Origin of the sequence: Nocardia sp. NPDC052316 (assembly GCF_044547795.1) — a bacterium.
Classification (GTDB): Bacteria; Actinomycetota; Actinomycetes; order Mycobacteriales; family Mycobacteriaceae; genus Nocardia.
The window spans coordinates 737,505-758,975 of record NZ_JBIUBB010000003.1 but is presented as its reverse complement, the minus strand read 5'-3'; the positions used below and the strand labels follow the sequence as shown (position 1 = coordinate 758,975).

Here is a 21,471-nt window from a genome sequence, read left to right as displayed (position 1 = left end):
GATCGAGACGGCCGATGGTTACGTCCGCTCGGTCACAGCCGTGCATATCGATGCATGGCCGCGCAGGAAAGCTAGCCGGAGATGCTGACTCCGGCCAACGCGGGGAGGTCTTCCGGGGTCTTCAGGGCCAGTGTGCGCACGCCCTTCAGTTCCCGTTTCGCAATGCCGACCAGGGTCCCCGCAGGCGGCAACTCCGCCACCATGGAAACCTCTGCCTGCCTTACGGTTTGGGTGCACAGGTCCCAGCGAACGGGCCGGGTGACCTGGGCAGCGAGCTTGGCGACCGCGTCGCGTCCCGAGGTAACCGGCTTGCCGTCGAAGTTCGACAGCAAAGTCCTGGTCGGGTCGTTCGGCACGATCTGCGCTATGGCATCGGTCACAGCCTCCTGGGCCGACGCCATGAACGCGGTGTGGAAGGCACCCGCGACGGGCAACGCGCGAACCCGTGCCCGTTCCGGCGGGTTCGCGGCGAGTTCCGCCAGCGCGTCCAACCGGCCTGCGGCCACGATCTGGCCCGCCGCGTTGCGGTTGGCCGGAATGAGATCGAGTTCCGCGAGCCGAGCGAGCACGGTTGCCTCATCGCCACCGAGCACCGCGGACATGCCGGTCGGTTCCAACGCGCACGCCTTGGCCATCTCCGCTCCGCGGATGGCGGCCAATTTCACCGCGTCATCCGGGGAGATGACCCCGGCGACCGCGGCGGCGGCGAGTTCACCGACCGAGTGCCCGGCGACGATGGTAGCGGCCGGAAGTGAATCCGTGGGGATTTCCGCGTAGGCGAGCAGCGCGGCGGCCACGACGAGCGGCTGGGTCACGGCGGTATCGGTAATCTCTTCCGCCGTCGCGGTGGTGCCGAGGCGAACAAGATCCAGGCCGGAGGCCATGGACCAGAGGATAAGCCGGTCAGTCGCGCCAGGGAGATCGAGCCAAGGCGCGAGCATGCCGGGAGTCTGGGACCCCTGTCCAGGGGCGAACAACGCGATCACACCCCTAAGAGAACACTGTGAGGCGCCTCGCAGGAGATGTCGACGCGAATGAAGCTTGCCCTCGCGTTTTGTGGAGGTCCCACAAAAGACCACGTGAGTCGGCCGGATCGAACAACCCACGGATTCCGTTACAGGCCCTCGCCGCCCGATGCGAAATGAGTGGCCTCTGGGGTTGGTGTTGACGTTTCGTTACGGGTTCGTGTCAAACGACCCACTGTTGCGGCGATCCGGAGCACATACGCGTCCCGCGGGTTCATCGGATCACGACCCGTGATTTCGGCGATCCGTTTGAGGCGGTAGCGAACGGTATTTGGATGGACGTACAACTGGCGTGCACACGTCTCGACAGCGCCACCGCAATCCAGATAGGCCTCGAGTGTGTCCGCCAGTGACGATCCCGCCGAGGCCAACGGAAGGACAAGATACTCGTTCAACGCGTCGATCGCAGCTCGATCGCCGAGCAACGCGCGTTCGGGCAGCAATTCGGTCGCATGCACCGGGCGTGGCGCGCCCCGCCAGCCCACCACGGCCTCCATACCGGCCAAGGCCTCGACCGCGCTGGCATGCGCGGCACCCAGCGTGCGCGTGGTCGGGCCGATCACCACCGGCCCGTCGGAGAAGACCTCGGCCAGCAGGTCCGCCAGGAACGGCGATATATAAGAGGACTCCCCCAGGTGACCGCTCACCACCATCACCAGCCGCGTGCCCTGCACAACCGCCAGTGCGGCCCGGCCGTGCCGTGCCGCGATGGCATGCACCGACCCCACCGAGGAAACACCCTGCTCGCCGGGCGGCGTGCCGACCAGCACCGTCGCCGGCGCGGTGGCGTCCCAGTTCAACGTGGCGGCCCGCGACAGCATGTCCGGGCCGGTGTCGCCGCGCACCACGGCGTCGACGACGAGCGCCTCCAGCCGGGTGTCCCACGCACCACGCGACTCGGCGGCGCTCGCGTACACCGAGGCGGCGGCGAAGCCGAGCTCACGCCCGTACCGCAACACCGCCTCGGTGAGCGCGACGAGCTGCCGGTCGTTGCGCGCCAGCGCGGGCAGCCACTGTTCGAAGAACTCCATGGCCACCCGGACCATGTCCACGGTCTGGCGCAGCGTCAGCCGCCGCGCCAGATCCTGCGGAATCACCTGGAACGCATCGAGACTGAACCGGATATCGCTGTCCGGGTCCTGCAGCCACTCCAGGAAGTTCACCACCGCGGTCTGCACCAGCATCTGGACACCGGCGCGTTGCGCGGCGTCCAGATCGGCGAAGAACGGCAACCGATCCTGCATCGACCCGACCGCCTCCGTCGAGAGGCGCCCGGAGAACTGCTTCACGCGTTTGAGCAGCGTGTCCGGGAGTGGGTCGCGGGTTTGCCGGTTCGGGGAGAGCGCGCCCGTCGGCAGATACACCTCGTGCTCGGAAGAGCCCTCGGAGATCCGTCGCGGCCGCGGCGGTTTACGGTCCACCATTCAATCGTCCGCTACTCGCCGTCCCCATCGGAACTCGACGCGTCCTTCGGCGCGGCGTCGACGTCATCGATGCGGTACTTGGACGCCGCCTCGATCACCTTGGCGCCGTCGATCTTTCCGGCCTTGGCCAGGCCCGACAGGGCGGCCACCACGATCGACTGCGCGTCGACATTGAACACGCGACGGGCCGCGGCCCTGGTGTCGGAGAAGCCGAAGCCGTCCGTGCCGAGGGTGATGAAGTCGCCGGGTACCCACTTGCGCACCTGATCCGGCACCGCACGCATCCAGTCCGTCGCGGCGACGTACGGTCCCTCGACCGTCGACAGCGCCTCGGTGACGTACGGAACGCCGTGGTCCTCGTCGGGGTAGCGCAGCGCGGCGATCTCCCGGCTCAGCGCCTCCTTGCGGAGTTCGCCCCATGAGGTCACCGACCAGACGTCGGCCTGCACACCCCAGTCCTCGGCGAGCAGCGCCTGCGCGCGCAGACCGTCCGGCACGGTGACGCCGGAGACCATGATCTGAGCGCGCACGTCACCTTCGCCTCCGCGCTTGTACAGGTAGAGGCCCTTGAGCAGACCGGCGATGTCGACGTCTTCCGGCTCCGCGGGCTGCTGGTACGGCTCGTTGTAGAGGGTGATGTAGTAGAAGATGTCCTCGCCGCCGAAGCCGCCGTCGGCCTTGCGGGTGTCGGTGCCCGGCAGGGCGTACGGACCCGGTTCCGGGGTGCCGCCGCCGTACATACGACGCAGGCCGTCCCGGATGATGTGCGCGATCTCGAAGGAGAACGCCGGATCGTAGGTCACCACAGCCGGATTGGTGGAGGCGAGCAGCAGCGAATGGCCGTCGTTGTGCTGGAGCCCCTCACCGGTCAGCGTGGTTCGCCCTGCGGTCGCGCCGAGCACGAACCCGCGCGCGAGCTGGTCCGCGGCGGCCCACAGACCGTCGCCGGTGCGCTGGAAACCGAACATCGAGTAGAAGATGTACAGCGGGATCATCGGCTCGCCGTGCGTCGAGTACGAGGTACCCACCGCGGTGAACGACGCGGTCGAGCCCGCCTCGTTGATGCCCTCGTGCAGGATCTGCCCGACGGCGCTCTCTTTGTAGGCAAGCATCAACTCGGCGTCGACCGATGTGTACAACTGGCCATTGCGGTTGTAGATCTTCAACGAAGGGAACCACGAGTCCATACCGAACGTGCGGGCCTCGTCGGGGATGATCGGCACGATCCGCTTGCCGATCTCCTTGTCCCGCAGCAGCTCCTTCATCAGCCGCACCAGCGCCATGGTGGTGGCGACGCTCTGCTTGCCCGACCCCTTGCGCACCGACTTGTACGCCTCGTCACCGGGCAGTTGCAGCGGCTTTGCCGTGGTGCGCCGTTCGGGCAGGAACCCGCCGAGCGCCTTGCGGCGATCGAGCATGTACTGGATCTCGCGTGACTCCATGCCCGGGTGGTAGTACGGGGGCAGGTACGGATCCTTCTCCAGCTCGGCGTCGCTGATCGGAATCCGCTGCAGGTCACGGAAGTCCTTGAGGTCCTGCAGGGTCAGCTTCTTCATCTGGTGCGTGGCGTTGCGGCCCTCGAAGTGCTTGCCGAGGGTGTAGCCCTTGATCGTCTTGGCCAGGATCACCGTCGGCTGACCCTTGTGCGCCATCGCGGCCGCGTAGGCCGCGTACACCTTGCGGTAGTCGTGGCCGCCGCGCTTGAGGTTCCAGATGTCCTGATCGGACAGGTCCTGCACCAGCGCCTTGGTACGCGGGTCGCGGCCGAAGAAGTGGTCGCGGACGTAGGCGCCGTCGTTGGCCTTGTAGGTCTGGTAGTCGCCGTCGGCGGTGGTGTTCATCAGATTCACCAGGGCGCCATCGCGATCCGCGCCGAGCAGCGCGTCCCACTCCCGACCCCAGATCACCTTGATGACGTTCCAGCCCGCGCCGCGGAAGAACGACTCCAGCTCCTGGATGATCTTGCCGTTGCCGCGCACCGGACCGTCCAGCCGCTGCAGGTTGCAGTTGACCACGAAGGTCAGGTTGTCCAGGCCCTCCAGCGCCGCGACGTGCGCGAGACCGCGCGACTCCGGCTCGTCCATCTCACCGTCGCCGAGGAACGCCCACACGTGCTGATCGGAGGTGTCCTTGATGCCCCGGTCGTGCAGGTAGTGGTTGAACCGCGCCTGGTAGATGGCGTTCATCGGGCCGAGCCCCATGGACACCGTCGGGAACTCCCAGAAGTCCGACATCAACCGCGGGTGCGGGTACGAGGGCACCCCGTGGCCGGGGCCGCCGTGGCTGTACTCCTGCCGGAAGCCGTCGAGCCGGTCGGTACCGAGCCTGCCCTCGAGGAAGGCGCGCGCGTAGATACCCGGCGAGGCGTGACCCTGGATGAAGATCGAATCGCCGCCGCCGGAGTGATCCTTGCCGCGGAAGAAGTGGTTGAAGCCGACCTCGTACAGCGCCGCCGAGGACGCGTAGGTCGAGATGTGGCCGCCGACACCGATGCCGGGGCGCTGGGCTCGATGCACCATGATCGCGGCGTTCCAGCGGATCCAGGCGCGGAAGCGCCGCTCCACCTCTTCGTCGCCGGGGAACCACGGCTCGTTCTCGGTGGGGATGGTGTTGACGTAATCGGTAGACGTCAACGCGGGGATGGCGACACGGCGTTCACCGGCCCGCTCCAGCAAACGGAGCATGAGGTAACGCGCTCGGCCGGGGCCCTCACGATCGAGCATTTCATCGAACGACTCGAGCCATTCGCTGGTTTCCTCCGGGTCGATGTCCGGTAGGTAGGACGCCACCCCTTCGCGGATAACCCGAACACGCTCGGTCGGCTGGGCGAGCGATCCGTTCGGATCGCGCCCGGCCGGAGCGGCGGAGTCGGATCCAGCGGGTTGCGCTGGAGCGGAAGAGTGGATCAGGTCGGTCAAATCTGCTCCTCGTACAGGGGTGGACATGCGGATAGCGTCGGTATCCCCGAGTGGATTCGCGTGGGTTTGCGTACCACTCGTTTACGTAAGGTCGGGGCGCACCCTCCATCCTTGCCGATGGTGTGCCCCAGGTCATCATGTCAGCAGGAAATCCAGTACCGTGCGCTGGGCAACATGAGCCCAGGCCGCTGTAGTTTTCGAGCGCCGGCGAGGCGCACGTCATACGGGAGGACGATGAAGACGCTGGACCCGCGCGGGTTCGGATTGGTGTGCGCGACCGGAGCGGTCGTGGTCGGCTTGGTCGTGGCAGGCTGCGCGAACCGGGTCGAGGGCACAGCCAATCCCAACACCGCAGATCTAGCGGCCTACAAGACCGAGGCAGCGGCCTCGTCGGCCGCGGCAACCTCGTCCAAGCGTGCTGCGGCGCAGACGAAGGCGATCACCGACAACTGTGGTCAGTTCCCGACCACCACCGGCGTCGGGGTCTCCAAGTACAACGAATTCGTCGACGCGCACGACGCCAACGCGCCCGACTACGCCGCCAAGCGCGAGCTTGCCGCGTCAACCCTGGATGACGCCGCGAACAAGGTGGAGACCGGAGTCAACACCGCCAAGGACTCATTGCCCGGCGAGTTGGCCACAAAATTCACCGATTACGTCACAGCGGCTCGCGCGCTCTCCGCGGAGACCCGCCGGATGACCTACACCGCGCCCGTCGGGCCGCTCAACGAGGCAAGTAGGCGGGTCAACGACGCTCGCAACGCCGTCCGCGACGCCTGCCCGAAGCGCTGAAACGGTCCGTGACACAACTTTGTCACGCGACATTCCGGGCCATTTTCTTCGGATCGGCTTGCGCTGGCGGCCATAACCATGTTCGCTTGCAACTACCTATTGTCGGGAGTTGAGGAGGACACCACCGTGGTCGCCGCGGCGGACGCGCAGAACTACGCTCAGAAGCTTGGCATTACACACGGCTTGGTTGTCCAGGAATTGGGCTGGGACGAGGACGTCGACGACGACTTGCGAGCCGACGTCGAGGAATCCATCGGCAGCGAACTTGTCGACGAGGATTCCGATGAAGTAGTCGACGTCGTGCTGCTCTGGTGGCGTGACGGGGACGGTGATCTGGTCGACGCACTCATGGATGCGATCGGTCCGCTCGCCGACGAAGGCTTCGTCTGGGTACTCACGCCCAAGACCGGACATCCAGGCCATGTCGAACCGAGCGAAATCGCTGAATCCGCACCCACCGCCGGTCTGACTCAGACCTCGGCGATCAGCCTGGGTACCTGGGCGGGCAGCCGCCTGGTCCAACCGAAGGCGCCCTCGAAGCAGCGCTGACCCACCTTTCGCTATGGTGTCGCCGGGCGGTGATCGTGCCGCCCGGCGGAAACCCGACACGATGGAGGATTTGCGATGCCGCTCGAAGTTGGCACGGTCGCGCCGGATTTCACGCTCAAAGACCAGAACAACCAGAACGTCAGCCTGTCGGACTACCACGGCAAGAAGAACGTCCTGATCGTCTTCTACCCGCTCGCCTTCACCGGCATCTGCCAAGGCGAACTGTGCAAGGTGCGCGACGAACTCCCCAAGTTCCAGAACGACAACGCGGAGATCCTCGCCATCTCCGTCGGCCCGCCGCCCACCCACAAGATCTGGGCCGCCGAACAGGGATACACCTTCCCCCTGCTGTCCGACTTCTGGCCGCACGGTGCCGTAGCCCAGGCCTACGGTGTCTTCAACGAAAAATCCGGCTACCCCAACCGCGGAACCTTCGTCGTCGACCGCACCGGATACATCCGCTTCGCCGAGATGAACGGCCCCGGAGAGCCCCGTGACCAGGCGGCTTGGGAGAAAGCGCTCACCGCGCTAGATTCATAACCCGGTCGGTAACGACAAGGGCGTATAGCTCAGCGGTAGAGCTCTGGTTTTACACACCAGCGGTCGGGGGTTCGAACCCCTCTGCGCCCACTCCGCTCATGGGCGAATCCTGCTCGCGGAAAGCGCTCGCAGGATTCGCTCCGTCTGTTTTGTGGGGGTGCAACCCCCACACCCCGCCCGGCGGGCTTCGCCCCCGGACCCCCTTCCAGGTACGCCCGTCCCTAAGCCGCGCCCCCGGCCCTAATCGTGCTCGAGTTCCGAGTATTTGACGGCGCGGCCGTAGACCTGCTCGATCGGATACCGCTCAGCGTTCTTCCGCAGTTTCGTCTCGACTGCGTCCACGAGGTCGACTTGCAGGACATCGATAAGTCGCAGCAGGTAGATGAAGACGTCGGCGATCTCCTCCTCGACCTTCGTACGCTGCCCCGGATCACGCACGATCGCCCGGCTCTGTTCGTCGGTCAGCCATTGGAAGAGCTCGGACAACTCACCGACCTCTCCGGTCAGCGCCATGACAAGGTTCTTGGGCGTGTGGAACTGCTCCCATCCTCGTTTCGCCGCGAAATCTGCAACCATGTGCTGGAGCCTGTCGATTGCCATGTTCTGGTTCTAGCAGTTGGCAACGGACGATCTATGCGACAGGCACGAACTCTTGCAGGTGCTCAGCGGAACCCTCACACCGTCGAGCATCGTTCGAGAGGATGCCGATCTGACAGACCTTCACGCGTGATCGTGTACGTCGAGCTAAGATTCCGAAGATCAACAGTGGGTTGCTGAGCAACCTGCTTTCGGATAGCCGCACTGCCGCAGGCTCGAAAAGGTGGGTTGCTGTGAAGCAAACTGGCGGGCCGGTGAAGCTTCGGGCGTTTTGCACAACCGCGCCGGAAGTCGTGTCCCTGTCGCGAGCAGCGAAGTTGGTGGCTGCTATCACTGACAATTCGGGCAAGAAGGGCAGCCCGCCGGAACGTCGATCATGGGATGCCAGCCTTCCGGTGCTGGCCAAGGTCTTGATCAGTGCGGGCCTTCCTGAGGTCGCCATGCTGATCGAGTGTTCCCTTCCTGGCTCGAGCCAACGCGTCGACGCCGTGCTCGCCGGGACCCATCCGACGACCGGCGCCGACAGCTATGTTTTGGTAGAGCTGAAGCAATGGACGCACGCCGAGTTGGGGTGGAACAGCCCCCGGATCGTGTGGTCACTTCATACCCGAGGAGATCAACTGCACCCGGCCGATCAGGTGCGTGGCTACTGCAAGTACTTGCAAAGGGACGTTGCCGTACTCCATGACCACGGTGTGGCACTGTATGGGGTTGCGTATTTACACAATGCTGAACGACAGTTTGTAGAGCCACTCTTCCAGCTCGATCCCGATCAATTCGGATGCCTGTTCACCGGCGACCAACGCGATGAGTTCATCGAGTATCTTCGCGCGCGGCTGGCGCCCACTTCCGGCGCCGAGGCCGCGAAACGCTTGCTCGACAGCGAGATCCAGCGAAGGACGACACTCCTGAAATCCACTGCGGCGGATCTTCGCGCGGCAGGGGATTCTTTGGTGGACAACCAGAGACTCGCTTTCGAGGCGGTGATGAATCGGATCAATCTCTCGCGCAAGGGCAATCACAAGAGCGTCGTACTCGTGACTGGTGGACCAGGCAGCGGTAAGAGCATCGTTGCGATGTCGCTACTTCAACGCCTTCGTGCGGACGGTCGCAGAGTGCGATATGCAACAGGGTCGGAAGCCATCACTAAAACGATGCGAAGGACCTACGGCCGTCAAGAGCGCGAGCTGGAGAAGCTGATCACCTACTACAAGAGTCTGACCACCATGCAGGAGGAGTGGTTGGACGTAGTCATCTGCGACGAGGCCCACCGCATCCGGCGAACCTCGACTGACCGCTACACACGGAGCGTTCTCCGGACAAAGCGTCCTCAGGTTGACGAATTGATAGAGGCCGCGAGGGTCCCCGTGTTCCTCCTCGACGAGAATCAAGTGGTCCGGCCGGACGAAGTAGGTACGGTCGATCTGATCAGGGACCATGCCGCACGAGCAGGACTGCCGGTCTTCCAGATCAACCTCAACGGTCAATTCCGCTGTGGCGGCAGCTCAGCTTTCGACGAGTGGGTACTGAACCTGCTCGGACTGCGGGCGTTCGGGCCGATGAAGTGGAAAGACGACGATCACTTCACAGTCCGCGTAGCACGCTCACCACAACAGATGGAAGATTTCCTACGGGCGCAGATCACTGAAACGGTCTCCGCAAGGATCACCGCTGGCTATTGCTGGGACTGGACCCGCGAACCGGACAGTGACGGGCTTCTGGTACCTGATATAAAAATCGGCGAGTGGTACAAACCATGGAATAAGTTCGCGGACAGAATTGGCGGTCCGGACGATCCTCCGCCGAGTTGGCTGTGGGCAAACGACCCGCGCGGCTTCGAACAAGTCGGCTGCATTTACACAGCCCAAGGATTCGAGTACGACTGGGCCGGTGTCATACTCGGACCAGAGATCGTTGTCGAACGCAACCAACTTGCAGTGCGCCGAGATGCCAACAAGGACAACAAGCTCAGAAGTAAGGCCCTGTTCGATGAGGATTTCGATATCCTCATTCGCAATACTTACAAGGTTCTTTTGACCCGAGGGATGCGGGGCGTGGTCATCCACGCTGTCGATCCAGAAACTCAAGACCTCATCTCTGGTCTCGCTACTCCCCTCGAGTAGCCGGCCCACCCCAGCGCGACCGGGCGTAACCAATCGCCTGGTTCGTCGCGCAGTTGTGCCAAGTTCAGCCCAGCCTGTTCCCGTCGTAGGCGACGGCCAGACCGGGCGCGAGCATACGAGTGCGGGCGAGCCGACGAAACGCGCCGGCTCGCCCTGATTCACTCGCTGGCGACCGTCTCCAGGGAAACACTCCAGAAGTCCGCGTATCGCCCACCGGCGCGCAGCAGCTCGTCGTGACTGCCCTGCTCCACGATCCCACCGTCCTCCAGGAAGGCGATGCGATCGGCGCGGCGGACGGTCCGTAGCCGGTGCGCCACCATGATCACTGTGCGGTCTGCCATCAGTCGCTCGATGCCTTCGTGCACGGCCGCCTCGTTCACCGGGTCCAGGGCCGAGGTCACCTCGTCCAGGAGCACGATGGGGGCGTTCTTCAGCAGCGCCCGAGCGATCGAGACACGTTGGCGTTCACCGCCGGACAGCATGGCACCGCCTTCGCCGACATCAGCCGACCAGCCGCCGGGCAACCTCTCGATCACCTCGTCCAACCGCGCCGCGGTCGCCGCCGCACGCACCTCGGCGTCGGTGGCGTCGGGGCGGCCGAGGCGGACGTTCTCCTCGATCGTGCCGTCGAACAAGTACACATCTTGGAAGACGATGGCGATCTGCTCCATCAACGCGTCGGCGTCGATCGCGCGCACGTCGACCCCGCCGATCCGCACCGCGCCCGCGTCCACGTCGTAGAACCGCGCGAGCAACTGCAGCAGTGTGCTCTTGCCGGCACCGGACGGGCCGACGACGGCGAGCCGCTTGCCCTCCGGCACCGACAACGACACGTTCTCCAGCACCGTGCGGTCGTCGTGCCGGAAGGTGATCGACTCGAACGTCAGGTCGTAGTGGCGCGGCACGATCGGGTCGGTCGGCTCCGGCAGCGGCTCGGTGCGCAGCACCGCGTCGAGCCTGGCCAGTTCGCCGCGGGCGGCGCGGATCTTGCCGCCGAACTCCGCCAGCGACATCAGCGGGTCGGCGCATCGCGCCGCGAGTACCAGGATCGCGACTACTTCTGCGGCACCGACACTTCCGTCGAGCGCGAGGTAGGCACCGAGCACCAGCAGTGCGGTGAACATCGCCTGCACCACGAACGCCAGGGCGAAGGTGGCCGGGAGTGTCGCCAGCATGGAGCGACGTGCCGCGCGCTCGACGCCTTGCAGTGCGTCGTCGAGCAACCGGAAGCGTTCGGTGGTCCGGCCGCCTGCCCGCAACACCGGCTGTGCCTGGAGGTATTCGATGACGCGTCCGGCGGCGTCGTCAGCGCGGGCCATCCGTTCGGTGTCGACAGCGGCCATCGCGCGTCCGGCCCAGACATGGATCAGCACGACAATCGGTGCGGCGATCAAGGCGGCCAACCCGAGTTGCCAGTTGAGGGCCAGAATCACCACGACGATCGTCAACGGTGTCACGCAGGCGGAGATGAGCGGTCGCAACTGATGCGCGGCCACACCCATCGCCATGAGCAGGCCACGGCTGGCCATCGCGGACACCTCTCCCACGCGACCGCCGCTGTACCAACCGATGGGCAACCGGGCCAGGTGATCGCCGAGCCGGTGATACATGCCGTGCAGCAGGGTGGTGCCGACGCGGAATCCGGACAAGCTGCTCAGATAATCCAGCACCGCATAGACCGCGACGGCGGCGCCGAACGCGATAAGCCAGGGCCGGGCCGCGCCGGGATCGCTCCCGAACAGCTCCCGCAGCACCGGAATCAGCAGGGCGTAGGACAGACCTTCGACTATCGCGGTGGCCGTCATCAGGATGACGGTGCGGCGCATCGGCGGCGCGTACTCGTTTCCGAGCACGCTCAGCAACATCCGAATCATCGAGGCTCATCTCCTTCGAGCGCGTAAGCGTGGGTGTCGATCTCGTCGGAGATCGCCGAGCGATGCGATTGCCAGAACTCGGCGAACTTTCCGTTGTTTCTCAGCAGTTCGGCGGGTTTGCCGCGTTCGACGATCACGCCGGACTCCAGCACCACTACGGTGTCCGCGTCGGCGACCGTCTCCAGGCGGTGAGCGATGACCAGGATGGTCCGATCCCCGGCCAGCGACGCCAGCGCGCGGCGCACCGCTTGTTCCGTTTGTGGATCGGCGAAGGCGGTCGCCTCGTCGAGCACGAGCACGGGCGCGTCGGCCAGCAGCGCGCGGGCGATCGAAATCCGTTGTGCCTCACCACCCGACAGCTTGGCTTCGTCGCCGAGCACGGTCTCGTAGCCGCGCGGCAACTCCAGGATCCGGTCGTGAATGTTCGCCAGCCTGGCGACTCGAACCACGTCGTCGAGGTCGGCCTGCGGCACCGCCAGCGCGATGTTCTCGGCCACCGACGCGCGGAGCAGGCGGACATCCTGGAAGACGAACGACACCAGCTGGTGCAGCTCCCCGCTGCCGAGCTCGCGCAGGTCGACGCCGCCGAGAGTGACCGAGCCATGGGTGGGGTCGAAGAACCGCGGTAGCAGCTGGACCAGGGTCGACTTCCCACTGCCCGACGGCCCGATGATCGCGGTGACCGTGCCAGGCTCGAGCACCAGGTCGATGCCGCGCAGCACCTCGCGATCGTCGTCGTAACCGAATCGGACGTCGCGCAGTTCCACCCGATGCCCGAGCGGCGCCACCGCGTGCGACGGCTCCGCCAGTGGCGGCACCGCGAGCACCTGCTTGATCCGGCCGACCGCGCCACCGGCGGACTGTATGTCGTCGAAGCCGTGGCCGAGCGCCGCCAACGGCGCCGTCAGGCCGAGACCGAGCAGCAGGAACGGCACCAGGTCGGCCGGGGGCATGCCGCCGGAGGTGATCAGGGCCGAGCCGCCGATCAGCACGACCAACAGCACGAACGGCGGCGACAGCGCCAACTGCATCCCCGACGCGATCGGGGACAGACCGATCACCCACCGGTAGAAGACTCGAACGAAATCGTCCACGGCCGTGAAGAATTTGCGGTGCGCACGCTCGGCTCCGCCGAACGCCTTGACCACCGAGATGCCCTCCACGAACTCGATGACGGTATCCCCGATGCGCCCCAAGCCCTCTTGGAACTCGCGCTCCTCCCGCACCTTGGTTGGGGTCATCATCAAGGGGACGAACAGCACCGCCAACACCACCGGGATCAGCGTGATGAGCGTGAGCCGCCAGTCGACGGTGAACAAGTAGATCAGCGAAACCAGCGGCACCAGAAACGCGGAGACGATCTCGCCGGGGGTGTGCGCGATGAACGGATGCACCGCGCTGACGTCGTCACCAACGACCTTCGCCAGCTCGCCGGTTTTGCGCCGGGCGAACCAGCCGAGCGGTACCCGCCCCAGATGCTCGGCCAGTTCTCGCCGGAACGACAGCTGCACTCGGTTGTCGAGCAGGTGCCCGACGCCCGACGACGCGGCCGTGAACAGCAGCCGGACGAACAAACCGACGGCACCCCACAGCACCACGGTCCAGACATGACCGTTATCGATCGGTCCGGGCGACAACAGCGTTCGTCCCAATTCGACCACCGCCAGCAATGGCGCCAGACCCGCGATGGCGCCGACGGCCTGCAACAGGATTACGGCGAGGAAACCCCATCGATGCGGGATCAACAGAGCCGCCAAACCACCCTTGGGATCGGCCTCCGGTGGCGGCGCGAGCTGCTCCCCCACTTCGACAAGGCCAGTCGTGTTCGACACTCTCCCACCTTTCTCGTACGCGTATAAATATCGTACCTGAGGTGAGCCAGACCAGCCTTATGCGATCAGAGGACGCCCCTCCCCGCCGAGAAGGCCGGAGATCGACACGACCGCCGCGAAAGCTTCGGGTGCTGCAGTCCGGGCCGCCGAGTGCCCGTCGGAGGCGTCGGATCACGACGGCGTCAGGTTCCTGACATACCTGTCGAAAGGTGAACACGGCGCGGCGAATCCAGCAGATCAGTTGCTGCCCGATGCCGCGCCGGTCCGGTGTGCGCGTGGCCATAAGCCCCCAGCGACGCTCAGAAAAAGTCCGGCGTCTCCGGCGGCACATCATCGAGGAACGCACTCACCATCGGCGCGAGTACCGTCGACTCCCCGGCGATGCTGATATGCGACGTCGCAGGCAGCATCACCAAGCGTGCGGCCGGAACCTTCTGCAGCATCCCCGTCGCTGCCGCTTCCTCGTCGCCGCCGCCGCGCAGTTTGAACATCGCCAGCGCATGCTCCGGCTTCACCGCATCCGCGTCACCGACGATGACCATCGTCTTCGCCGAGATCGAAGCCATCTGCGCGTCGCTGATGTTCTGGTCGTTGACGTTCAAGACTTTCATCTTCTCGATATAGGCACCGAACGCCGCGGCGTCCGGCGTGTGCTCCATGAACGCCTCCTCGACCGGCGAACCGACAAACGCCGCGGCGCTGAGACTCTCGATGCCCGCCAGCACCGACGGGTACCAGCCGTCCCTGCGGTAGGTGGCCGACATCGAGACCAGCTTGTCGATGAGCGCCGGGTGACGCAGCGCCAACTGCAACGCGACCCCGCCGCCCTGCGAGTAACCCATCACGTCCGCACGCTCGACATGCAACGTGCGCAGCAACGCCGCGGCATCGTCGGCGAACTGCTCGTAAGACATCTCGCGCGAAGTGTCTGGTGTGCGGCCATGCCCTTGCTGGTCGAAGACGATCACAGCACGCTGGTCCGCGAAGGCGCGGGTCCACGACGTCATCGAGTCGGTGGCCATGAACGCGCCGGGGATGAGCAGCAGCGGAGAAATTTCCGACGTGCCGAGCTCGCCATACACCTCGTAATAGAGGCTCAGACCATTGATCGGCAGGTGACCACTGCGCGAAGGCTTCGTTCTCATCCCGGCGGCCTCACGCCTCATCTTGCCGGCGGCCAGCGGAACTCGCTACCGTGTCCGGGCCGTAAAGCCGGGCGACGTCGGGAGAATCGAGCCACTTGGAGTACGTCGGCGACTTCGGCCAACCGTCGGGTGAATCCTGCCATTCCTCCTGGCGGCCCCACGGCAGGGTGTCGATCAACGCGAAGGTGTAGCTGAGCTGCTCGGTACCGCGGCCGTTGGTATGCCAAGTGCGGTAAACCTTTTCGCCATCGCGGAGGAACACGTTCACCGCGAAGCCTCCACCGGGCGGCGCGCCGACGTCGGCGCCGAACGAACTCTCCGACGACGAGTACCAGTCCATTTTGTTGCCGACTTTTCTCTTGTACGCCAGCGCTTCCTCGATCGGCCCATTGGTGACGATGACGAAACGGGCATCGTAAGGCTCGAGGAAGCCCAGCCGGACGTACTGCGACGTGAGCCCGGTACAGCCACCGCACTGCCACTCCGCACCGTCGGACCACATGTGGTGGTACACGATCAGTTGGGAACGCCCGTCGAACACGTCGGCCAGTCGGACCGGGCCGCCCGGACCGATCAGCGTGTAGTCCGGCAGCTCGACCATCGGCAGTCTGCGGCGCTGGGCGGCGATGGCGTCGAGTTCACGGGTGGCGGCCTTCTCCCGGATCCGCAGCTCGTCGAGCGCGGCTTGCCAGGTCTGCTGGTCGACGACTGGAGGAAGGGCTTTGGCGGTCTGCTCAGTCATGGTTTCTCCCGAGGATCGGACGAATCGGCTCTGATGTGTAGACGAGACACAGCTGCAGAAATCATCGCGCTCGGGATACGTGCCCGGAGCCTTCTCAGCGAGAAGACCCCGGGGCGACATCCACGGGGCACCCGAAATGGTCGATCAGCTCATCGTCATGACGTGCTGGGGGGCAAGTGGCAGGCGCGCACGGCGGGCCATCCGCCATGACGCGTGCGGCGAGATCAGCCATGCCGAACTGCGTTGCGCGCTCGCGGCCAGCCGATGCACGCGAACGTTGTCACCTCGCGCGCAGGTCCAGGCGCCATCCAGTGAGTGACGAACGCGGGTAGAGCACCACGTCGCCTTAGGTCGAGACCGGCTGTGCGCCAAGCCCGGAGCGCGACCTTACTGGCGACCCGGCCAAACTTGTTGAATCTCAAAGTATTCCAACGCTGAAATCACTATCATCACAAACCGTGAGGTTTCCTGAGTCGATCGTGCAGGCATTGCATGCCGAACCGGGAAAAGTGGTGGTCGAGCACGGATCTCGCGCCGTCACCCGAGGTCAGCTGCTCACGATGATGGGCAAACTCGCCGCAGGCCTGCGTAGGTCAGGACTCGGCCCTGGCAGCGGCGTGGCCATGGTCTTGAATGTCAGCCCCGAATCGCTGGCCGCCTATCTTGCGGCATTCACCATGGGCTGCCGCGTAATCGGCGTTCGGCCGGGCCTGAGCGAGCGACAGCAGCGGCACGTACTGACCAACGGGGTCGATGCCGTCCTGGATGACGAGCAGGTGGCCACCCTGCTGCGAAGTCCGTTCGAGCCGTTGACAATCGAGGCACGTCCGGACGACTTCGCCCGGATCTGCTACACCAGCGGTACCACCGGCCTGCCCAAGGGTTGCGCACAGACCTACCGGGCGATGTCCGCCCACTGGTCCTGGGGCAAGCAAACCTGGAGCCCCGACACCGCCGAACTGGCCGCCTGCACCGATCGCTACCTCCTGTTCGGCACGCTGGCCAGCGCGGTCGTTCAGGACTACCTCGGACTGTGCCTACTCGGCGGCGGTACCGCGGTGATCCCGGAACCCGTTGGCACTCAACTATTTCCCGAGGTCATCGAGCGACTGCGGATCACCGCCACGATCATGAACGTGCCCCGCCTCTACCAAATGCTGGACGCTCTGCGCGTCGCGCCGACGGATACCAGCACCCTGCGCGCCATGGTGGTCGCCGGTTCACCGCTCGCCCCACATCGACTGGCGGAGGCGATGCGGCTGTTGGGTCCGGTGGTGCACCAGGCCTACGGGCAGACCGAAACCGGCGGCCTGACCACGCTGACGCCCCGCGAGATGAGCGACGGCGTCCTCGCCTCGGTGGGCCGCCCGCTGCCCGGCGTGCAGGTGGACATCCGCGACGGTGAGATCTACGTACGCACCGACTACATGATGTCCGCGTACTTCGGCGATCCCGCGGAGACCGCCGAGGTGCTCGTCGACGGCTGGATTCGCACCCGCGACCTCGGCTACCTCGACAACGGATACCTCTACCTGACCGGCCGGGCACGGGACGTGATCATCGTGGACGCGCTCCCGGTGTACGCCGGGCCGATCGAGCGGGTGCTGGCCGGTCACCCGGATGTCGATCAGGCCTACGTTGTCGGCGTGGCGGATGACCGCTGCGGAGAAGCGGTGCACGCGTTCATAGTTCCCCGCGCGGACCGAGTACCGGAGCCGACCGCATTGTCCGCGCTGGTGCGGACCGGACTCGGCGAGTCCAGTGTGCCGCAGACCTACACGGTGGTGCCGGAGGCTCCGATCGCGGCGAGCGGCAAGCCGGACAAGAAAGCCTTGCTGGAGCTGTATCCCCGGTAACCGCACAATATTTGGAGGAGAACGTGCCCGAACTCGACTACCTGGTCATCGGCGCTGGGCCGGCCGGCCTCCAAATGGGCCACCATTTGCAACAGGCCGGCCGCGACTACCTGATCGTGGAGGCCGGCGAGGCCGCCGGCACGTTCTTCAGCAAGTTCCCCCGGCACCGCAAACTGATCTCCATCAACAAGGTGTACACGGGCTGGGACGACCCCGAACTGAACCTGCGCATGGACTGGAACTCACTGCTGGCTGGGCCGCTGTTCAAGGAGTACACCCAGCGCTTCTTCCCCGCCGCCGACGACATGGTCCGGTACCTCGGGGATTTCGCTGCGGTACACGGCTTGTCGGTCCAGTACGACACGCGAATCGAGCGGATCACCCGGCCCGACTACTTCGAGGCCGTCGATCAGCATGGCAACGTGCTGCGTGCCCGACGGTTGATCGTGGCCACCGGCGTCTCGAAACCCTATGTCCCCGAGATCCCCGGCATCGAGACCGCTGAGCTGTACACCGAAATGTCGACAGATCCAGCGGATTTCACCAACCAGCGAGTGCTGATCATCGGAAAAGGCAACTCGGCCTTCGAAACCGCCGACAACCTCATCGAGAATGCTGCCGTCATCCACGTCGCCGGTCCACATTCCCTGCGGCTCGCCTGGCAGACGCACTTCCTCGGCCATCTGCGCGCGGTCAACAACAACTTCCTGGATACCTACCAGCTCAAGTCGCAGAACGCGATCTTGGACGGCAACGTCGTCGACATCGCCCGGCAGTCGGATTCGTCGTACCTGGTGACGGTGAGCTTCTCCCGCGCCGACGAGGTCACCAAGGACATCCGCTACGACCGGGTGCTCGTAGCGACCGGATTCCGTTTCGACGCCTCGATTTTCGCCCCCGAATGCAGGCCCAGCCTGGCGATCAACGATCGATTCCCCGCACAGACCCCGGCCTGGGAATCGGTGAACGTGCCCGGCCTGTACTTCGCGGGCACGATCACCCAAGAACGCGATTTCAAGAAGTCCACCAGCGCCTTCATCCACGGTTTCCGTTACGCGACAAGGGCATTGCACCGCATTCTGGAGCAACGCCACCACGATCGGCGTTGGCCGCACCGCGAGCTGGCGGGCAGTGCGGGCGAGGTCGGCGCGGCAATCCTGGAACGAGTGAACCGGACCTCCGCCCTGTGGCAACTGTTCGCCTTCATCGGCGACGTCGTCACGCTCACCGCGGACGGTTCGGCGCGGTACTGGGAGGAACTACCGGTCGATTTCGTGCCCGACGCCGTCGCGGCGGGCTTCCTGGGCGAGGTGGACACCTACCTGGTGATCACCCTGGAGTACGGCAAGGACCACGACCGTCTCGACCCGTTCGACATCAACGCCCGCCGGATCGCGCAGTCCGATGCCGAGCACGCCCTGGACGGCCGCTATCTGCATCCGGTGGTGCGCCAATACCGCATCGACGGGCAGATCGCCGAGCACCACATCACCGAGAACCTCGAGAACGAGTGGACGCACGAAACAGTGCACCGCAAGCCGCTGGTCGACTTCCTCGACACCGCACTGCGCGCGCCGGAGCCGCTGCGGTGACCAACCAGCTGGTCGCACTCGAGCAACGGGCCAAGGAGCTGCTCGACCCCGTGCACTACGACTACTTCGCCGGTGGTGCCGGAGACGAGCTCGCCATGGCCGACAACGAGCAAGCCTTTCGTCGGCTGGCGCTGCTGCCCAGGGTATTACGGGACACTACTGGCCGGTCCATCGCGACGAACCTGCTCGGCGATCCGAGCACCATGCCGGTGTTCGTGTCTCCCACCGCGTTCCACCGGCTGGCCCATCAGGAGGGCGAGCGGGCCACCGCGAGAGGGGTGGCGGCGGCGGGGATCGTCCTCATCGCCAGCATGGCGGGGACGGTAGCCATCGACGAAGTCACCGCCGCCGCAAGGGAGGTCGACCGAGACGCGCGCGTGTGGTTCCAGCTGTACGTGCAGCCAGAGCCGGAGGTGACCACCGAACTCATCCGCCGCGCCGAGCGAGCGGGTTGCACGGCCTTGGTGGTCACCGTCGACTCTCCGGCGTTGGGTCACCGCACCCGGGACGACCGCCACAACTTTCACGACCTGCCCGCAGGCATGTACGCGGAAAACATGCGGGGCCTACCGGGCGCGACCGAAAGCGGCGTCCGGCCGATCGCGATGTCGGCCGACCTGACCTGGGACCAGCTCGCCCTGCTCCGCAAGGTGACGCGACTTCCCTTGGTGCTCAAAGGGATCATGCACCCCGAGGACGCGCGCCTGGCAGTGGAGCGCGGGGCCGATGCGATCCTGGTGTCCAATCACGGCGGGCGTCAGCTGGACCTCGCGCCCGCGACGCTGGACGCGCTGCCCGCGATCACCGCCGCGGTGGCCGGTCGGGTCCCGATATTTCTCGACGGCGGCGTACGCCGCGGCTCGGATGTCGTGCTGGCCTTGGCACTCGGCGCCACGGCGGTAGGCGTGGGACGGCCGGTGCTGTGGGGCCTGACCGTCGGCGGCGACAAAGGAGTCACCGGAGTGCTGGACAACCTACGCGCGGAGATAGAGCACACGCTGACACTGTGTGGGGTAGCCGCACTGTCCGAGCTCAACGCAGGCCTGGTCAGCACCCGAGGGGCGGCACGGTGACCAGGCTGACGCCGATACTGGCGACCGCGGGCGCACTCTGGGCGGTCTCCCGCTGGCTACCCCAAGCGGTGGTGACCCTGCGGGTGTGGATCTTCGCGAAAGTCAACGGCAGCAACGAGATAACCCTGCCCGGTGAACGCGGCGACCCAGAGCTCTTCCTGCGTTTGTACGCACACCCGGCCGCCAACGGACGCAGCCGGGGCGCGGCGCTGTCGGATCTGTTCTGGTATTGGCTGGCCCCCGGACCCGAAGTACATCAGGAGCACCTCGAAGACGGCCCCCGCTACGACGAGGCGGCCCGAACCACTCGCGCCGTCTTGTCCCTGTCCACCGCCGACATCGAGCGACTCGCCGACCGCTGCGCCCGTCGGGTACTCGACGAACTGTCGCCCCGGCCACTGACTCTGGTGCGACTGCGCGACCTGATGATGCCGATCTGGGCAGAGTTCTTCTACGAGTTGGTCTTTCGCGAACCATGCCCGCGCACCGCCCGGGACCTGATCGTCGGCAATGCCGACGATGTGGTGACGTCGCTGAAATGCACTGGGCTGCGGCATATGCGCCGACGCGACCGCCTCACCCGGTACCTGCTCGCCAGGATCGATGCGGGCGAGGTGCCGCACCAGCTGCCCGCCCTGCTCAGCCGGCGCGAGCAGGCCCATTACCTACAGGGCGCGTTCTTCAACACAGCCGTCGTACAGATGTCCGAGGGCATGGCACACCTGCTGCTCGCGATCGCCCAGCACCGAGATGTACAGCGCCGCATCCTCGCCGAGCCGGACACGCCATACATGGATCACGTCCTGGACGAAACCCTCCGCCAGTTCCCGCTTTTCGGCATCGCGCATCGGATCACCACCGCCGATATCGACGTCGGCGACGGCAGTGCGATCCCCGCCGGGACAGTGCTGTGCTTCAACTATCAGGAGTTCGAGCGAACCGGACACACCGATCCCGACCGATTCGACCCCGACCGGTGGACCACCCAGCGGGCCAAGGACACCCACCACATCCCGTTCGGCGTGGCAGCCAACCGTCCGTGCCCAGCCTGGCGACTCTCCCCCATCGCGATGCGCACGGTCACCCGAACCGTGTTGGGCCGCTACCGACTAAGCTCCTCGGTCTCGCACACCCGCTCCATCCCGCACCGCGCCCCCTGCCTCCTCCTGTCCGCCGATGACCCGCCATCCCCCAGCGTGGTGCGCGCGGCCTTGACCGGACTGCGGCTGCGGGACCGCTTCGAGGACGTCTGGCGTGGCGTCACTCAGCTCGTCCTCGGCACCTGGATGGTGCTGGACGCGCGTCGCCTCCGCCTCTGCGCACAATATTTCGACGACCCACACCAGACCCCGACCTGCCCGATTACGTATTCCGGCTGAGCAAGAGGGC

The 21,471-nt window shown here is 65.6% G+C and carries 16 protein-coding genes and 1 tRNA gene; 9 read left to right on the top strand and 8 right to left on the bottom strand.

Going from position 1 to position 21,471, the window contains the following annotated elements; all coding sequences use genetic code 11:
• Nucleotides 1-71 precede the first annotated feature (71 nt).
• The 3 genes from ACIHA7_RS16220 to aceE all read right to left on the bottom strand — a co-directional run bounded on the left by ACIHA7_RS16220 (nucleotide 72) and on the right by aceE (nucleotide 5,367).
• Complete coding sequence (locus tag ACIHA7_RS16220) at nucleotides 72-986, bottom strand: ACP S-malonyltransferase (protein WP_397290014.1); 915 nt, start codon at nucleotides 984-986, stop codon at nucleotides 72-74.
• 128 nt (nucleotides 987-1,114) lie between these two features.
• On the bottom strand, nucleotides 1,115-2,449 hold the full coding sequence (locus ACIHA7_RS16215) for a CdaR family transcriptional regulator (protein WP_199856586.1): 1,335 nt from the start codon (nucleotides 2,447-2,449) through the stop codon (nucleotides 1,115-1,117).
• 11 nt (nucleotides 2,450-2,460) lie between these two features.
• The gene (gene aceE / locus ACIHA7_RS16210; protein WP_397290011.1) at nucleotides 2,461-5,367 is read right to left on the bottom strand and encodes a pyruvate dehydrogenase (acetyl-transferring), homodimeric type; all 2,907 of its coding nucleotides are present in this window, start codon (nucleotides 5,365-5,367) and stop codon (nucleotides 2,461-2,463) included.
• Nucleotides 5,368-5,601: 234 nt separating this feature from the next.
• Here aceE and ACIHA7_RS16205 point away from each other — a divergent pair, with 234 nt between their 5' ends.
• From ACIHA7_RS16205 to ACIHA7_RS16190, 4 genes are all read left to right on the top strand, one after another.
• On the top strand, nucleotides 5,602-6,159 hold the full coding sequence (locus tag ACIHA7_RS16205) for a hypothetical protein (protein WP_397290009.1): 558 nt from the start codon (nucleotides 5,602-5,604) through the stop codon (nucleotides 6,157-6,159).
• A gap of 126 nt (nucleotides 6,160-6,285) precedes the next feature.
• Nucleotides 6,286-6,708, top strand: coding sequence for a DUF3052 domain-containing protein (locus ACIHA7_RS16200; protein WP_135235750.1), 423 nt, complete (start codon nucleotides 6,286-6,288; stop codon nucleotides 6,706-6,708).
• A gap of 75 nt (nucleotides 6,709-6,783) precedes the next feature.
• Nucleotides 6,784-7,248, top strand: coding sequence for a peroxiredoxin (locus ACIHA7_RS16195; protein WP_397290006.1), 465 nt, complete (start codon nucleotides 6,784-6,786; stop codon nucleotides 7,246-7,248).
• Between the two features lie 18 nt (nucleotides 7,249-7,266).
• A tRNA-Val gene (locus ACIHA7_RS16190) sits at nucleotides 7,267-7,338 on the top strand.
• Nucleotides 7,339-7,488: 150 nt separating this feature from the next.
• Here the strand turns inward: ACIHA7_RS16190 and ACIHA7_RS16185 are convergent.
• Nucleotides 7,489-7,824 (bottom strand): nucleotide pyrophosphohydrolase, encoded by a 336-nt coding sequence (locus ACIHA7_RS16185; protein ID WP_397290004.1) that lies wholly within the window; start codon nucleotides 7,822-7,824, stop codon nucleotides 7,489-7,491.
• Between the two features lie 254 nt (nucleotides 7,825-8,078).
• Here ACIHA7_RS16185 and ACIHA7_RS16180 point away from each other — a divergent pair, with 254 nt between their 5' ends.
• Nucleotides 8,079-9,968 (top strand): DNA/RNA helicase domain-containing protein, encoded by a 1,890-nt coding sequence (locus tag ACIHA7_RS16180; protein WP_397290002.1) that lies wholly within the window; start codon nucleotides 8,079-8,081, stop codon nucleotides 9,966-9,968.
• A 158-nt stretch (nucleotides 9,969-10,126) separates the two neighbouring features.
• On the opposite strand, the gene ACIHA7_RS16175 is transcribed toward ACIHA7_RS16180, so the two are convergent.
• From ACIHA7_RS16175 to ACIHA7_RS16160, 4 genes are all read right to left on the bottom strand, one after another.
• Nucleotides 10,127-11,842 carry an ABC transporter ATP-binding protein gene (locus ACIHA7_RS16175; RefSeq protein WP_397289999.1) on the bottom strand — a complete coding sequence of 572 codons (1,716 nt, stop codon included), beginning with the start codon at nucleotides 11,840-11,842 and terminating at the stop codon, nucleotides 10,127-10,129.
• Nucleotides 11,839-13,674: an ABC transporter ATP-binding protein gene (locus ACIHA7_RS16170; protein WP_397289996.1), complete on the bottom strand. Its 1,836-nt coding sequence runs from the start codon at nucleotides 13,672-13,674 to the stop codon at nucleotides 11,839-11,841. The genes ACIHA7_RS16175 and ACIHA7_RS16170 overlap by 4 nt, the downstream gene beginning before the upstream one ends.
• Before the next feature lie 299 nt (nucleotides 13,675-13,973).
• Nucleotides 13,974-14,819 (bottom strand): alpha/beta fold hydrolase, encoded by an 846-nt coding sequence (locus ACIHA7_RS16165; RefSeq protein WP_397289994.1) that lies wholly within the window; start codon nucleotides 14,817-14,819, stop codon nucleotides 13,974-13,976.
• A 10-nt stretch (nucleotides 14,820-14,829) separates the two neighbouring features.
• Entirely contained in the window at nucleotides 14,830-15,561 is a 732-nt protein-coding gene (locus tag ACIHA7_RS16160; RefSeq protein ID WP_397289992.1) for a DUF899 domain-containing protein, read from the bottom strand.
• 458 nt (nucleotides 15,562-16,019) lie between these two features.
• On the opposite strand from ACIHA7_RS16160, the gene ACIHA7_RS16155 reads away from it, so the two are divergent.
• Genes ACIHA7_RS16155 through ACIHA7_RS16140 form a run of 4 tightly spaced genes read left to right on the top strand, consistent with a single transcriptional unit; the run spans nucleotide 16,020 to nucleotide 21,461 of the window.
• Nucleotides 16,020-17,417, top strand: a complete 1,398-nt coding sequence (locus tag ACIHA7_RS16155) for a class I adenylate-forming enzyme family protein (protein WP_397289990.1) — start codon at nucleotides 16,020-16,022, stop codon at nucleotides 17,415-17,417.
• 23 nt (nucleotides 17,418-17,440) lie between these two features.
• The gene (locus ACIHA7_RS16150; RefSeq protein WP_397289988.1) at nucleotides 17,441-19,009 is read left to right on the top strand and encodes an NAD(P)-binding domain-containing protein; all 1,569 of its coding nucleotides are present in this window, start codon (nucleotides 17,441-17,443) and stop codon (nucleotides 19,007-19,009) included.
• Nucleotides 19,006-20,082 carry an alpha-hydroxy acid oxidase gene (locus ACIHA7_RS16145; protein ID WP_397289986.1) on the top strand — a complete coding sequence of 359 codons (1,077 nt, stop codon included), beginning with the start codon at nucleotides 19,006-19,008 and terminating at the stop codon, nucleotides 20,080-20,082. The genes ACIHA7_RS16150 and ACIHA7_RS16145 overlap by 4 nt, the downstream gene beginning before the upstream one ends.
• Nucleotides 20,079-21,461, top strand: a complete 1,383-nt coding sequence (locus ACIHA7_RS16140; RefSeq protein ID WP_397289984.1) for a cytochrome P450 — start codon at nucleotides 20,079-20,081, stop codon at nucleotides 21,459-21,461. Before ACIHA7_RS16145 ends, ACIHA7_RS16140 begins: the two co-directional genes overlap by 4 nt.
• Nucleotides 21,462-21,471: the final 10 nt, after the last annotated feature.